The 14,653-nt window shown below is 58.4% G+C and carries 12 protein-coding genes; 2 read left to right on the top strand and 10 right to left on the bottom strand.

Annotated features, from left to right (window positions below; translation table 11 throughout):
• Positions 1–3: 3 nt before the first annotated feature.
• The 3 genes from PQR63_RS00790 to PQR63_RS00780 are packed head-to-tail and all read right to left on the bottom strand — an operon-like array spanning position 4 to position 2,876.
• Positions 4–876 carry an ABC transporter ATP-binding protein gene (locus PQR63_RS00790; RefSeq protein ID WP_408164774.1) on the bottom strand — a complete coding sequence of 291 codons (873 nt, stop codon included), beginning with the start codon at positions 874–876 and terminating at the stop codon, positions 4–6.
• Positions 857–1,858 (bottom strand): ABC transporter substrate-binding protein, encoded by a 1,002-nt coding sequence (locus PQR63_RS00785; RefSeq protein ID WP_408164773.1) that lies wholly within the window; start codon positions 1,856–1,858, stop codon positions 857–859. Before PQR63_RS00785 ends, PQR63_RS00790 begins: the two co-directional genes overlap by 20 nt.
• Position 1,859: 1 nt before the next feature.
• Entirely contained in the window at positions 1,860–2,876 is a 1,017-nt protein-coding gene (locus PQR63_RS00780) for an ABC transporter substrate-binding protein (RefSeq protein ID WP_094565800.1), read from the bottom strand.
• Positions 2,877–3,291: 415 nt separating this feature from the next.
• Here PQR63_RS00780 and PQR63_RS00775 point away from each other — a divergent pair, with 415 nt between their 5' ends.
• A complete protein-coding gene (locus PQR63_RS00775; RefSeq protein WP_408164771.1) occupies positions 3,292–5,193 on the top strand; it encodes a potassium transporter Kup in 1,902 nt (633 codons plus the stop codon).
• Between the two features lie 35 nt (positions 5,194–5,228).
• On the opposite strand, the gene PQR63_RS00770 is transcribed toward PQR63_RS00775, so the two are convergent.
• The 7 genes from PQR63_RS00770 to rsmB form a co-directional block, all read right to left on the bottom strand.
• On the bottom strand, positions 5,229–6,065 hold the full coding sequence (locus PQR63_RS00770) for a DMT family transporter (protein WP_408164769.1): 837 nt from the start codon (positions 6,063–6,065) through the stop codon (positions 5,229–5,231).
• 97 nt (positions 6,066–6,162) lie between these two features.
• Positions 6,163–6,846, bottom strand: a complete 684-nt coding sequence (gene trmB, locus PQR63_RS00765; RefSeq protein ID WP_408164767.1) for a tRNA (guanine(46)-N(7))-methyltransferase TrmB — start codon at positions 6,844–6,846, stop codon at positions 6,163–6,165.
• A 234-nt stretch (positions 6,847–7,080) separates the two neighbouring features.
• On the bottom strand, positions 7,081–7,338 hold the full coding sequence (locus tag PQR63_RS00760) for a BTH_I0359 family protein (protein ID WP_050478365.1): 258 nt from the start codon (positions 7,336–7,338) through the stop codon (positions 7,081–7,083).
• A 419-nt stretch (positions 7,339–7,757) separates the two neighbouring features.
• The gene (locus PQR63_RS00755) at positions 7,758–8,495 is read right to left on the bottom strand and encodes a response regulator (protein ID WP_408164765.1); all 738 of its coding nucleotides are present in this window, start codon (positions 8,493–8,495) and stop codon (positions 7,758–7,760) included.
• 212 nt (positions 8,496–8,707) lie between these two features.
• Positions 8,708–11,023 (bottom strand): sensor histidine kinase, encoded by a 2,316-nt coding sequence (locus tag PQR63_RS00750; protein ID WP_408164763.1) that lies wholly within the window; start codon positions 11,021–11,023, stop codon positions 8,708–8,710.
• Positions 11,020–11,562, bottom strand: a complete 543-nt coding sequence (locus PQR63_RS00745) for a DUF4390 domain-containing protein (RefSeq protein ID WP_408165346.1) — start codon at positions 11,560–11,562, stop codon at positions 11,020–11,022. Before PQR63_RS00745 ends, PQR63_RS00750 begins: the two co-directional genes overlap by 4 nt.
• A gap of 127 nt (positions 11,563–11,689) precedes the next feature.
• Complete coding sequence (gene rsmB / locus PQR63_RS00740) at positions 11,690–13,006, bottom strand: 16S rRNA (cytosine(967)-C(5))-methyltransferase RsmB (RefSeq protein ID WP_408164761.1); 1,317 nt, start codon at positions 13,004–13,006, stop codon at positions 11,690–11,692.
• A gap of 375 nt (positions 13,007–13,381) precedes the next feature.
• Between rsmB and PQR63_RS00735 the strand changes: the two genes are divergently transcribed.
• On the top strand, positions 13,382–14,599 hold the full coding sequence (locus PQR63_RS00735) for an MFS transporter (RefSeq protein ID WP_408164759.1): 1,218 nt from the start codon (positions 13,382–13,384) through the stop codon (positions 14,597–14,599).
• Positions 14,600–14,653 lie beyond the last annotated feature (54 nt).

Genomic DNA, 14,653 nt, shown 5'->3' with positions numbered 1-14,653 from the left:
ACATCAATACGAAAAGCGTACATCCTTGAAATTGACCTGTGCGGCCGGCTCCGCCTGGCCTTCGTCGAACAGCAGGCGATGGATGCGCCGTGCGGTGTCCTGAAAGCCGACACTGCCCAGGCTTTGCAGATCGTATTCATGGCTGTTGATCTCGGCGCGCACCCGGCCCGGATGCGGCGACAGCAACAGAATGCGGTTGCCGACGACGAGTGCTTCTTCGATTGAGTGCGTGACGAAGAGCAGCGTGAAGCGGACTTCTTCCCACAGTATCAGCAACTCTTCCTGCATCTTGCGCCGGGTCAGCGCATCAAGTGCGGCGAAGGGTTCGTCCATGAGGAGGATCTTCGGCTGCATGGCCAGCGCACGCGCGATGGCGACACGCGCTTTCATCCCGCCGGAGAGGGTGTGCGGATAGGCATCGGCGAATTTGCCGAGACCGACCTTGTCAAGATAGTGCAAGGCGCGCTCAGCGGCTTCGCGCTTGCCTAGCGTGCGTGAAGCCAGCAGCGGGAACATGACGTTTTGCTTCACCGTTTTCCACGGTGGCAACTGGTCAAACTCCTGAAAGACGACGATGCGATCCGGCCCGGGTTGGTGAATGGCGACACCATCGAGACGGATTTCACCGGCAGCCGGTTTGAGAAAACCGGCGACGGCTTTCAGCAAACTCGACTTGCCACAGCCGGAGGGGCCGAGCAGCACGAAGCGGTCAGCCGGATAAACGTCGAAGCTGACGTCATGCGTGGCTTGCGCCACAGCGGTGGCGCTGCGGTATTGCAGGCCGACGCCGTCGACGTGCAACAGCGGCGTGTGGCTGACATTGTCGCCAACCGCATGCAACGCGCTACGCGACTGGTCAGCTGCCTGGTTGTGCATACGCTTCTTCAAAAAAGTAGTCTTTCCACGACGCCGCGCGGTTCTTCAATACGCCGATATCGTGCAGCTTGTCCGCGTAGACATAGCTGCGCTGCGGCGAGACGGTGAAATCGATTTCCGGATCTTCGACGATCTTGCGCACGAACTCCGGCGCCAGCTTAGATTTCTGCACGCGGATAAAAGTGTCGGCCGCCTTGGCCTTGTTGGCGCGGATGAATTGCGCCGCTTCGACCAGCGCATTGTAGAAGGCCTTATAGGTCTTCCGATTGTCGTCGTGGAATTTTTGCGTGGTGTAAAGCACGTTGAAGGTCGCCGGTCCGCCGAGGATGTCGTAGGAACTGAGGATCTTGTGAACGTTCTTGTTTTCCAGCGCCTGATATTGAAACGGCGGGCTGGAGAAGTGTGTACTAATCTCCGAGCCGCCGGAGATCAGGGCAACGGTGGCGTCGGGATGCGACAGGCTCACCGAGATGTTGTCGAAGCGCTTGTAGTCGGCCTTGCCGAATACCCGCGCAGTTTCGATCTGCAGCGTGCGCGACTGATAGCCGACGCCGGCCGCCGGCACGGCGATGCGGTCTTTGTCACTGAGATCTTGCAGCGTCTTGACCTTGGGATTGTTGCTCAACAGGTAGTTGGGCATGGAGCCGAGCGAGGCGATCGCCTTGACATTCTGGCGGCCGTGCGTGCGGTCCCACAACGTCAGCATTGGCGGCACGCCGGCTGAGACGACGTCGAGCGCGCCGGCCAGCAACGCCTCATTCATGGCGGTGGCGCCGGAGATGCTGTTCCATTCGACCTTGATGTCGACGCCTTGCTGCTTGCCGTATTTCTCGATCAGCTTCTGGTCTTGCACGACGTCGAGGATCAGATAGCCGATGCCGAATTGCTGGGCGATGCGGATCTGGCCTTCAGCGTGGGCGCTGGCGCTGAAACCGGCTGCCGCCGCGATGACGGTGGTAGCGATAAGTGAAGCGAAGCGCATCTCAGCTGCCTCCGTTGATATGGGCGTCGTCGAAGAAATAGTCTTTCACCGATGCCGGTTTGTTCTTGATGGCGCCGACGCGTTGCATGAATTCGGCGAGCGGGTAGGTGTTTTGCGGCGTGATCTTGAATTGCACTTCCGGGTTCTTGATGATCTTCAGCAGCAGGTCGCGGTCGATCTTGGCATTGCTGACGCGGATGTAGGTATCGGCCGCCTTGTCCGGGTTGGCGACGACAAATTTGGCGGCTTCATCCAGTGCGGCGACGAAGGCTTTGTAGGTCTTGGGATTATCTTTGCGGAATTTCTCGGTCGCGTACAGCACCGTGGCCGACGAGGGGCCGCCGAGCACCTGATACGAGTTCAGTACGATGTGTGCTTTGGGATTGCCCGCCAGTTCTTGTTCCTGAAACGGCGGGTTGCCGAAATGCGCGCTGATTTCGGTACCGCCGTTGATGATGGCGGCAGCGGCGTCGGGATGTGGCACGGCGACGCTGATCTTGTCGAGCTTGTTGTATTGGGCGTCGCCCCATTGTTTGGCGGAGGCCAGTTGCAGCACGCGCGATTGCACCGAGACGCCGACGGCAGGCAGGGCGATGCGGTCTTTGTCGCTCAGGTCGGCGATGGTTTTGACGTTGGGGTTGTTGCTCACCAGGTAGTAGGGCAGGTTGCCCAGCGAAGCGACGCCGCGTACGTTCTGGCGGCCGTGGGTGCGGTCCCAGATGGTCAGGAGCGGGCCGACACCGGCGCCGGCGATATCGATCGCGCCTGACAGCAATGCGTCGTTGACCGCCGAACCGCCAGACAGCTTGACCCAGTCAACCTTGATATCGACGCCTTGGGCTTTGCCGTGTTTCTCGATCAGCTTCTGATCCTGAGCGACATTGAGCAACAGATAAACGACGCCGAATTGTTCAGCGATGCGCAGCTGGCCTTCGGCGCGGGCAACGACCGGGGCCGTAGCGGCAGCGGCGAGCAGGCTCAGGCTCAGCGCGGCAGAGAGAAAACGTTTGGCGAACATGCATACTCCGGTGAATGCGACAGATTTTTAAAACAGTCTTAAGAACAAACAGCAGCGAAAGTCGTCCTTCCTTATGAGCTTGGAGTATATAAAGCTGAGGGAAGAATGAAAAACGTGTTTATTGCATATCTTTATGCGGTTTTCGCTGCATTTTGAAAGCCATTGGCGCACGTTCGCTGTATGGTGAAAAGCGGGCGATATGCAGAGGGGCGGGGTGCTTGGTCTTTTGCCAATGTCAAGGATGGCGCGCAAGACAGATGCCTTTGCGCAACGCAGCCTCCTATGAGGGAAATAGTGAGATAAAGTACGCGCTTACCGGTTCTGCAATCTGCGGCTGCCATCCTGCACACAACTGCACAGCCCCTGCCGGTACGCAACTCGAACTAAAAGCACCAAAACCAAATACGGGAAAACAATGAGTTCATCTCAGGTCAGACCAAATTATTCCTTCCGGTCACAAAAACTCCACATCATCACCCTGGCAGCACTGGGCGTCGTCTTTGGCGACATCGGCACCAGTCCGCTTTATGCGCTGAAAGAATGCTTCAGCCCGGAACACGGCATCGCGTTTTCGCATGACGCCGTCCTTGGCATCATCTCCATGCTGTTCTGGTCGATCACGATCGTGGTCTCGCTCAAATACGTGCTGTTCGTCATGCGCGCCGACAACAACGGCGAAGGTGGTGTACTGGCCTTGATGGCGCTGTCGTTGCGCACGGCCGTGAGCGGTTCGCCGCGTGCCAAATGGCTGATGATGCTGGGCGTGTTCGGCGCCTGTATGTTCTATGGCGACGTGGTGATCACGCCGGCGATTTCGGTGCTATCGGCGGTGGAGGGGATGGATATCGCGGTACCGGGGACCTCGCATTACGTGATCCCGCTGACGCTGGCGATTCTGATCGGCCTGTTCTTGATTCAGCGTCACGGCACCAATCTGGTCGGCAAGCTGTTTGGGCCGATCATGTTCATCTGGTTCATTTCGCTGGGCGCGCTGGGGGTATATCACATCCTCAAGGCGCCGGGCATCATGGTGGCGATCAATCCCTACTACGCCGTGCATTTCATGATCGAGCATTCGCTGCAGGCGTTCATCGTGCTCGGTTCAGTGGTGCTGGTGCTGACCGGTGCCGAAGCGCTGTATGCCGACATGGGGCATTTCGGCATTCGCCCGATTCGCTTTGCGTGGCTGTATACCGTGATGCCGTGCCTGGTGATCAATTACTTCGGCCAGGGTGCTAATCTGCTGACCAATCCCGCGGCGATTCAGAATCCGTTTTATCTGATGGTGCCGGAGGTGCTGCTGGTACCGATGGTGGTGCTGGCAACGTTTGCGACGGTGATTGCGTCGCAGGCGGTGATTTCCGGCGCATTCTCGCTGACCAGTCAGGCGATTCTGCTGGGCTTCGTGCCGCGCATGCGCATTCTGCATACGTCGGAAGACGAGCGTGGCCAGATCTATATTCCGCTGATCAACTGGATGTTGCTGGTGCTGGTGGTGGCAGTGGTGCTGGCGTTCAAGAAATCCGACAATCTGGCGGCTGCGTACGGTGTGGCGGTGACGACTACGATGGTGATTACCACCATACTGGCGGCGGTCGTGATGCGTATCGAATGGAAATGGCATCCTGTGCTGGTCACGCTGGTGATTGGCGCATTCTTTACTGTTGACTTCGCGTTCTTTGCCGCCAATTTGCTGAAGATCGCCGACGGCGGCTGGTTCCCGCTGCTGTTGGGCGGCGCCGCGTTCTTCCTGCTGATGACCTGGTATTCGGGGCGCATGTTGCTGCGCACGCGCATCAAGGACGACGGCATTCCACTGGAACCGTTCGTCGAGGGTTTGCTGGCGCATCCACCGCATCGTGTTGGCGGTACCGCGGTGTTCATGACCGGCAATATCAATACCGTGCCGGTGGCGCTGCTGCATAATCTCAAGCACAACCGCATCTTGCACGAACGCGTGTTCTTCCTGAAGATCAGTATCTGGGACGTGCCTTATGTTTCCAACGAAAATCGCCTGACGCTCAAGGACATGGGCGGCAACGTTTATTTGCTGCGTGCCGCGTTCGGCTTCAAGGAAGCGCCGGAAGTGAACAAGGTGCTGGATCTGACGGCGGCGCAGTTCAACATGGAGTTCGAGTTGATGGACACGTCCTTCTTCCTGGCGCGGGACACGGTGGTGCCGAGCAAGTTGCTGGGTATGTCGCTGTGGCGCGAACAGCTGTTCGCGTGGATGTATCAGAACGGCGCCAAGCCTTCGGACTTCTTCCACATCCCGGCGAACCGGGTGGTGGAGCTGGGAACGAAGGTCGAAATCTAAGGCTTCATTTACGTCGGTGCTATCAAGCTATCGTGCTAGCGATGCATCCCCAGCACGATAGCGCCGACGGTAATGACGATGCAGGCAAAGATGCGCCGCATCGTCAGTTTTTCTCCCAGAAAGATCGCACCGATCAACGCGGCAAACAGTACCGACGTCTCGCGCAATGCTGAGATGGTTCCCATCGGCGCCAGCGTCACCGCCCAGATCACAATCCCGTAAGCCAGCAAAGACATGACGCCACCGGCAAGACTGAGCCTGTTTTGCTTGCGCTCCGTTGCCATCGGCAGGCGTCGATGCATCCACATGAAAATCAAGGCCAGCGGAAAGCTGTCGAGCACAAACAACCAGCCTGAATAGGAGATGGAGTTGCCCGCCAGACGGGCGCCGATGCCGTCGGTGACGGTGTAGGCTGCGATGAAAGCGCCGGTGGTGAACGCGGCAATCGGGCCGGACAGGTTGCGGCGATCTTTGAGATGCGCGAGGCTGATGATGCCGATCGATACCAGGCCGACGCCGATCCAAGTGTAGCTGTTCATCTGTTCGCCGGCGAAGATCGCGGCGCCGATTGACACCAGCAGCGGCGACGAGCCGCGCGCGATCGGGTAGGACTGACCGAAGTCGCCAATGCGATAGGCACGGATCAGAAACAGGTTGTAGCCGGTATGCAGGATTGCGGAAAGGATGATGTAGAACCACGCGTCTGCATGCGGTAGCGGCGTGAACACCACCAGTGGGATAGCGGCGATGCCAGCGCCGATGGTCATGAGCGTGAGCGAAGCGAGACGGTCGCCGCTGCTTTTCAGTAAAGCGTTCCATGAGGCGTGCAACAGGGCGGCGCAGAGCACCAGTGCGATGACAGCGAGACTCATGCTGGATATCCGGGAAGAAGAGCCATGTTGGCGAGGATTAAGGGATAGGTTGAGCTTAGGTTGTGGACTCGGTGCGTGTGTTGGAATCTGGTTTATGTCAAAGCGCTGCGCTCACCTGCGCACAGCAACGCCACAAACCATGTCCCGAGGACAGGTACTTGCGCTCAAAGGGAGTGATCGGCGTTTCGGTCGCATAGGTTTCGCTGATGGCGATGCGATCCAGTCTGTCTGTGGCGACTTGATTGAGCGCTGCCGCGAATTCTTCAATGTAAATCTGCCAGTTGCTGCGGCATTCGACATACCCCCCCAAGGCGACGATCGTTGGGAACACCGCATGGCCTTGCCAGCGTCGCGCCACATGGCCGATCTTGGGCCAGGGATTGGGGTAGAGCAAATACTGACGGGCGGGGAAAATGCGTGCTTCCAGCAGCAGACGCCAATAATCGACCAGATCGGCGCGGACGAAGCACAGGTTGAGCGGCTCGGGCCCGCTCCAATGGGTATTACGCGCCAGCCGGTCTTCCGATTGATCGATGCCGATGATGAAATGATCCGGATACTGCACCGCCAGATGATAGGACGACAGGCCCACGCCGCATCCGGTATCCAGGATCAGCGGTGCTGCACCTGCCGTGCGCCATGTGGCGATGCTGCTGTCGAATGCCTTGCGATTGTAGTCAGTGACGGGCTTACGGAACGGCGTCGCCATATGTCTCACGACCAGCGTGGAGAGCTGTTCATGAATGCCGGTCTGGCTGCTGGTGATGGGAGACGAGTTCACTTCAGGCTTGAATGCGAGAGAAGCCTGACATTATAGCCGTGTGGAAAAATGCAAGTGACTGCCGGAGAATGGCGGAAACGGGAGAAAGCTAAAAGAGGGGAGGGAAGTTTTCCGCCGGATGCAGATGGATTGCCGAAGCTTGATGACGCGAAGCAATCCCGGTGGTGGCGTGGTGCCGCGGGATCGCGTCGCGATGGTCCGGAGATCTACGTACTTTATTTTTTCCGTAGGCTCTTAGTGCAAAGTCATCGGATGGCGCATCATCAGATCGTACTTGCTGAGGAAGGTATCGATGTCTTCCATCGACGGTTCCGTCGCGATCAATTCCTGCACATCCTTGCGAAACAACTCGGCGGCGGGGCCGTCGATGTAGATTTCGCGCTGTCCCGATTTGTCCATGATTTCATAACCGCCAAAGCGCAAGGCTTCATGGTCACGGTCGGCACCAAATTCAACGACGCTGTATTGCTCACTGTTGTAGATCAGGTTCATAGTGGCTCCTTATGCAAATGCTAGCTTTGTGAAGGAAGTGGCGTCATATCCGGGGATTTCAAGGTGGGGGTGTGCCCCTCTGGACTCGTTCTTTGATCTCCCTAAGTGTTTTACGGCGCAATTGGGGATAACTTGTGCCCCGGATGACAAAATGACATGAACGAACAGGCGAGCCGCCTTCAGAGTGGATAAACTTGCTGCGAGAAGGTTCCGGGAGAGAACATCCGGCGTTACCGGTGCTGAAAGTGATACGGTTAGTGTTAGCGCTTAATTAGCCAGGAACTAGCTCAAACGCACCGTAAATCTGCTGTAAAACCGCGGGTGAGTATGCCGCGCTTTTCTGTTGACGGGAAGAACCCGGTAAAAATACGGTATGCGGCAAAGCAGGTGATCCTGCTTTGCCGTGAGGCATCAACTCCTTAGATGCTCTTTTTGGACAGCTTGCCGGGTTCTACGCCCAGCTGCTTGAGTTTGCGGTAAAGGTGAGTACGTTCCAGCCCTGTACGCTCTGCTACGCGCGTCATGCTGCCATTCTCGCGCACCAGATGATATTCGAAGTAAGCGCGCTCGAACGCATCGCGCGCTTCGCGCAACGGCAGGTCAAAGGAAATATTGGAGGCATTGTCGGCGATGGGTGCGTACGCCGGGGCGATCGCCATGCCATGTCCGTGGTGCAGCGTGTCGGACGCGCTTGGCGGCGCGTAGGACGACGGCGGACTGGAGTGGTGATCGATGCTGTCGGTATTCGCCGTGACTGTCGGACGGATGTACGAGACCGGACGTGCAGGTTCGCGGCTGTGCGACAGGCCTTGCTGAACTGCTTTGAGCAGCTTTTGCAGTGCGATCGGTTTTTCCAGAAAGTTGAGAGCGCCGATGCGGGTCGCTTCGACAGCGGTGTCGATGGTCGCATGGCCTGACATCATGATGACAGGCATCGTCAACAGACCGTCGCGCTGCCATTCCTTGAGCAGCGTGACACCATCGGTGTCCGGCATCCAGATGTCGAGCAGCACCAGATCGGGAACGCTGCCCGATCTCAATTCACGCGCCTGTTGTGCATTCTCGGCGGTTGCTACGACATGTCCCTCATCGCCCAAAATTTCCGAGAGCAATTCGCGGATACCCATTTCGTCATCGACGACCAGGATGTTAGCCATGTGCCTGCTTTCCTCACTAGATATTTTTGAGATTTTCTGCGCTACCGGTGCACTCTTTGCAAAGCACCGCTACAAAATCAATCTGGCGTGTCGGCGAGGACAGTACGCATAAATGGTACGGCACGCAGACACAAAAAACGCCGGCCTAATTTCGCAACCTTACTCGGTAAAGACCCATGTATCAACGGCAGCTACGACAAAAATCTTAATCCTTATGCATCGGATGCTAACTTTAACAGCAAAATCAATATTTTTGCGCCTCTTGTTTCGCTTCTATTCTGTATATCGACTCGTCCGCCATGCTCGTCGATGATTTTCTTGACCATCGCGAGGCCTAAGCCAGTACCTTTTGGTTTCGATGTGACATAAGGTTCGAATGCGCTAGCTAAAATTTTCGAGGCGAAACCCGGGCCATTGTCGGTGATGGTCAGGCGTACCGCACTGCGTGCAGCGCCGCCCGAACCCTGATACTTGATCAATTCCGTCGCCACGTCGATATGCGGCGCTATGTCGCCATTTTCGGCGACAGCGTCTTGCGCATTCTGCAGCAGGTTGTGGATGACCTGGCGCAATTGGGTAGCGTCGCCCATGACTTTCGGCAAGTCTGGTGCCAGCTTGACGTGAATGCTGTCGCGACCGTCGCCGGCCAGATAAAGGTGCAGAATTTCTTCGGTCAGTGCGTTCAGGTCCAATGCAGAAGGTTTGGCCGGCGGCGTCTTCGCGTATTCGCGGAAGTCGTCGACCATGTGCTTCATGGCGGTGACCTGATTCACAATCGTTGTCGTGCTTTTTTCCAGTATCGCCGCGTCCTGCGGCATCAACTTGTCGGCCAGGCGCATCTGCAGCCGTTCGGCAGAGAGCTGAATGGGCGTCAGCGGGTTTTTGATTTCATGCGCCAGACGCCGCGCTACTTCGCCCCAGGCAATCGAGCGCTGGGCAGAAATCACGTTGCTGATATCGTCAAATACGACCACATAGCCCACGCCGCTTTCCACCGGCAAGTGCGAGCCGCGCGCCAGCAGGGTGATTTTGCCGCTGGCAGAGTCGCCTTCCTTGCTGTCTTCTCTGCGGGTTTCCGGGGCGGGTGAATCAATGCTCCCGGTGGTGGCATTTGTGCCGCGATGCGGCAGCTCAATCTGCTGTTGCCAGTGAAGACTGTCTTCGGCGACGTCGGACGCAAGATGGGCGCGCTGTTCCGAGAAGGCCTTGATGATCGCTTCGGCAAACAGCGCCTGGCCGTCGATGGTGTGCAGCGGCGTGCCGACACGGCCGCTGAAGTCGTAGCCGAGGATGCGGCGCACCGAGTCGTTGACGCTGACGATGGAGAACTCGCTGTCTAGCACCATCACGCCGGCGGACATATTGGCGAGCACGGATTCCAGATAGGCTTTGGCGTTTTCCAGCTCGGCGCGATTCTTCTCCACCGAGGTGCGCGCTTCCAGCAGCTGCCGCGTCATAGTGTTGAAGGATTGGGTCAGCGTGCCTAGTTCATCTGACGTGCTGACAATCGGGCGCGGTGACAGGTCGCCCTCGGCCACGGCCTTGGTGCCTTCCGCCAGCAGCAGCAAAGGTTTGGCGAGGTCACTGGCGATCAGGAAGGCGCTGGCGATGGCGCCGAAAATGGCCAGCAGCAGCGTCAGGGTCAGGGTGACGATATAAATCTTGCGCAGGCCGGAGCGTGACACCGAGCGTTGCTGGTATTCGCTGTAGGCCAGCCGCAGGGTTTCTGCATTGGTGGCGAGGTAGTCCGGCACGGGCTGCAGAATTTGCAGAAAACGATTGTCGTTTTGCAGGCCCATCGCTTTGGAAGACGTTGGTACGGAGATCACCACATGCAGGCGCAGGTTGCCGTCCGAATCCGATTCGCCGTTGAGCGGGCGTGAATCGTCGCTTTCCACGACCGAGAAGCCGCGTGTGACTTTGGCCTGGCGCATCATGGCTGCGGTCGGCACGGTCGGCGTCAGCACGCCGATACGGCCGCCTACCGCGGCCAGAACTTGGCCATTGGCATTGACGACGGTGATTTCCATGCTCTGATCGCGTTGTCGCGACAGATAGGTAACCTGCTCGGATTCAGACATGTCGGCCAGTTCCTGCGCCATGGCACGTCCACGCGCAGCCAGGTCGGTCAGGGAGGAGTCCAGTGCATTGCGGCCGAGATTGAGACCGGATTCCAGCGCTGCTTCCATCCGCACGTCAAACCACGATTCGATCGAGCGCGATACAAACTGCACCGACACCAGATAGATCACCGCGCCGGGCAGAATGCCAATCAGTGCAAACAGCATCACCAGCCGTGCCAGCAGCTTGGAGCCGAACTTGCCGCGCCGGTAGCGTTTGTACAGCCGTGTCAGCAGCAGCACGACCAGCAGCAGCAGAGCAACCGCCGCCAGTGCATTCAGGCCCAGCAGCCAGGGATAGTGCTGATCGAACAGTGCGGAGTTTTCAGAGGCCGAGGCCAGCAGGAACAACAGAATGCTGATGACACCGCCGCCCACCACCAGCAGATAGCGCAGGGTTCGGGTCATTCGACTTTGAAGGTGAATTCTTTCCAGTCGGAGGAAAGGCGCCAGTCGCTGTTATTGAGCGCGTTGATCTGGAACGGTTTGGGTAGCTGGGCCACATCCAGGCGCATGCGCAGGCCGACTTTATAGATATCGCCGGACGTGAGAGCGTTCTTGTCGGCAATGATCCAGCGTGGCGGCCGGCGGATCAGCGACATGGCATCTTCCAGCGATGAAAAACTTTGCTGCAGTTGGCCGCTGGTCGAGGCGTGATATTGACGGGTCAGCACATTGAAGGAGATGCGCACTGTGCGCGATACCGAAATCGACACCTCGTCGAACCAGTACCAGCGCCGTCGCGTCAGTTGCACGTCGGTGGTGAAGTAGAGCGGCACGCCTCGTACCAGGGCGTCTTCCAGACTGCGATTGAGTTCAAAGGCATACGACGTCGACAAGCGGTAACCGTCATCAGTGGCTTCCAGCGATGCTTGCGTGATATCGACTTCCGCGGCATGGCTGGTGGTCGGCGAGCATAGTAAAGCCAGCAAAACCAGCAGAACCATCGTCAACAGAAGCCCGCAGGTGCGCAGGCGCCACAACAGGCGGACGGCGGTGGATGCTCCCGACGACGCCGGTTGAGGACGGCGGAATGACGGCAGATGAGAGGAGATGAGAGCCGATTGCGTCAATTCATGGTCCAATTTTCTGAAACAGCGCATAAAACAGGCCGTCATGGTCGGCTTCTGCGCTGGCGGTCGGCAGCAGTTGACCTGGAGCCGGCAGTCGAAGAGCCTGGTTGCGCTGGGCAAAGGCGGCAGCCTGATCTTCCGATTCCTGCGGCCACAACGAGCATGTTACCAACAGCAATTTACCATTCGGCTTAAGCATCTGCCAAAGATTGTCGAGGATTTGCGAGGAAAGTGTTGTGAGTTGTGCCGTATCAGTTTTGCGACGCAGCCAGCGAATGTCGGGATGGCGACGCACGATACCTGAGGCGGTACAAGGAACATCGGCGAGGATACGATCGAATTGTTTGTCATCCCACCATCCGGCATCCGTTCTATCGCCGAGTGCATCGCCGGCTTTGAGCGTCGCGGTCAGTTGCAGACGCTGCAGGTTTTCTTCAATCCGGCGCAGGCGCTTGGGGTCATGATCCAGCGCGATCAGATCAATGTCGGCGCATTCCAGCAGATGACCGGTCTTGCCTCCTGGTGCGGCACAAGCGTCAAGTACAACCATGCCGTCGTGCACGTCCAGCAAAGGCGCCGCCATTTGGGCGGCGGCATCTTGTACCGACACCAGGCCATCGGCAAAGCCGGGGATCTGTGCCACCGGCGTGGGCTTGTCCAGGCGTACTGCATCCGGGCCAACCTGACGTGCGCCGACACCCTGTGCCGTCAGTGTTTGCAGGTAAGCGGCGACCGTGTTCTTGCGGCGATTGACGCGCAAGGTCAGCGGCGGCGGCGCGTTGCCCGCTTGCAGAATGGCTTGCCACTGATCCGGATACGCGCCTTTGAGGCGATCAATCCACCAGGTTGGATAATTCCATGTGCCGGCCGGGGTTTTTTCCGCTTGCGGCAGCAAGGTCGCGCGTTCGCGCAGAAAACGGCGCAGGATCGCGTTGACCACGCCTTTGGCATGGCCCATCTCGGGATCGGCAGCTGCCGCCTCGACCGCTTGATTGACCACGGTGAAATCGTCGTACGCCGGATTGGTGTTATCCAGCAGTAGGCAAAGCGCACAGGTCAGCAGTCCGTGCAGCACAGCCGGTTGCGGCGGCTTGTTGGCCAGCAGGCTGAGCAGTCCGTCAGCGACGCCCAGCTTGCGCATGCTCAGATAGGACAGATCCTGAATCGCGCCGCGCGCCTGCGGTGTGGCGTCGTAGTGCGCAAAGATGCGGGCCAATGCTTGCGGCAGTGCGGTGCCTTCGCGTACGGCGACAATCGCTTGCGCTGCGCCATGCAGGCTATAGGCCAGGGAATCTGTTTTTAAGGAGAATTGAGTCACATTAATGCAATTTAAAGGCTGGTTCGACGTCGAAGCCGACGTCCGTCAAAACGCCGCCGAGGGCGCGGTTGGTTATTTTCATCGGGCAATCGCCGATGAATCCCTACGTCCGCGCGGAGCGTCAGTGTACCAGCGACCACGGCTCCGCTGCTATTACGGATGACCGCCGTCGTCACAAAATACAAAAAAAGCGGGCGCACCGGCCCAAGGGCGGAATTCCGATGGAAGAGCGACTGCTCGGACAGCGTGAGTCGCAGCGATGCGATGGCCGCCAAATCTCTTTCCCGGTTTACAGCATGCAGATGGGCCTCACCGGCAGGATTTCGCCAATTCGGCTACAGTGTTCCCCTCTTTTTCGACCGGAAGACCCGTCTCATGGAAACCGCAACAGCAGTACAGGGCAAGCAACAGGATATCGCCGGCTGGATGATCATGCTGCTGGCCGCCGCCTGCGGCATTATCGTGGCCAATCTTTACTACGCGCAGCCGCTGATCGGTCCGATCGCCGTCGCCACCGGCATTTCTCCTGCTGCTGCCGGATTGATCGTCACGCTGGCGCAGGTCGGTTATGGATTGGGTTTGTTGTTCATCGTGCCGGCCGGAGATCTGCTGGAAAACCGCAAACTGGTGGTGTGCCTGATGGTCATCACATGCATTGCCCTGGTCGGCGCTGCCTATGCGAGCAACGCCAGCCAGTTCTTCCTAGCGGCCTTCATCATCGGCGTCAGCTCGGTCGGCGCGCAAGTGCTGGTGCCGTATGCGGCACACATGTCCTTGCCGGAAACGCGTGGACGCGCTGTCGGCAATGTCATGAGCGGTTTGTTGATGGGGATCTTGCTGGCGCGGCCGGTATCAAGTCTGGTGGCCGACTTGCTGGGCTGGCATGCGATTTTCGGCCTGTCGGCAGTCGCTACCGCTTTATTGGCACTGGTGTTATTGCGCTACCTGCCGCAACGCCGCCCGCCAGCCGGGATGCACTACTTTGCTCTGCTGGCGTCCATGTGGCATCTCGTCAAAACGACGCCGATTCTGCGTCGGCGTTCGATGTATCACGCGCTGATGTTTGCCGCCTTCAGTCTTTTCTGGACGACCTCGCCGCTCTGGTTGGCAAGCCCGGCATTCAATATGTCGCAAAAGGGAATCGCGCTGTTCGCCTTTGCCGGTGTGATCGGCGTGATCGCGGCGCCGATTGCCGGCCGCGTCGCGGACCGTGGCTGGAGCCGTCCGGCCACCGGCATTGCAATGTTTGCAGGGGCAGCGGCGTTTTTGCTGACGCATTTTTGGTCGGGTGGACGCGAGTCGTCGCTGGCGATCTTGCTGGCGGCGGCGATTTTGCTCGATTTTGGTGTATCAGCCAATCTGGTCCTGAGCCAGCGCGCCATTTATGCGCTCGGCGGCGAGATCCGCAGCCGTCTCAACGGTTTGTTCATGGCGACCTTCTTTGGCGGTGGTGCGCTTGGCTCCGCATTGGGTGCCTGGATTTATGCGGAAGGCGGGTGGGGCGCCACGTCCTTGCTGGGTTTTGCGTTTCCTGCGGCGGCGTTGCTGTATTACTTTACCGAGTTTCGCTCGGCAGCCAAAGCGGCCCTATAAGTTTTGTATGTCACAAAGCAACACAGGAGCCGCAGCTCCTGTGTTGTGTCCCAA

Source organism: Herbaspirillum rhizosphaerae, assembly GCF_046025915.1.
Lineage (GTDB): Bacteria > Pseudomonadota > Gammaproteobacteria > Burkholderiales > Burkholderiaceae_D > Herbaspirillum > Herbaspirillum rhizosphaerae_A.
The sequence above is the reverse complement of the archived record's forward strand: the minus strand, read 5'-3'. Positions and strand labels throughout refer to the sequence as shown.

Coding starts and splice junctions, on each gene's coding strand:
- PQR63_RS00745 (WP_408165346.1), bottom strand. CDS start 11,562: ATGGTTCTGCTGGTTTTGCTGGCTTTACTATGCTCGCCGACCACCAGC.
- PQR63_RS00755 (WP_408164765.1), bottom strand. CDS start 8,495: ATGGCTAACATCCTGGTCGTCGATGACGAAATGGGTATCCGCGAATTG.
- PQR63_RS00775 (WP_408164771.1), top strand. CDS start 3,292: ATGAGTTCATCTCAGGTCAGACCAAATTATTCCTTCCGGTCACAAAAA.
- PQR63_RS00735 (WP_408164759.1), top strand. CDS start 13,382: ATGGAAACCGCAACAGCAGTACAGGGCAAGCAACAGGATATCGCCGGC.
- PQR63_RS00770 (WP_408164769.1), bottom strand. CDS start 6,065: ATGAGTCTCGCTGTCATCGCACTGGTGCTCTGCGCCGCCCTGTTGCAC.
- PQR63_RS00760 (WP_050478365.1), bottom strand. CDS start 7,338: ATGAACCTGATCTACAACAGTGAGCAATACAGCGTCGTTGAATTTGGT.
- PQR63_RS00750 (WP_408164763.1), bottom strand. CDS start 11,023: ATGACCCGAACCCTGCGCTATCTGCTGGTGGTGGGCGGCGGTGTCATC.
- PQR63_RS00785 (WP_408164773.1), bottom strand. CDS start 1,858: ATGCGCTTCGCTTCACTTATCGCTACCACCGTCATCGCGGCGGCAGCC.
- PQR63_RS00790 (WP_408164774.1), bottom strand. CDS start 876: ATGCACAACCAGGCAGCTGACCAGTCGCGTAGCGCGTTGCATGCGGTT.
- PQR63_RS00780 (WP_094565800.1), bottom strand. CDS start 2,876: ATGTTCGCCAAACGTTTTCTCTCTGCCGCGCTGAGCCTGAGCCTGCTC.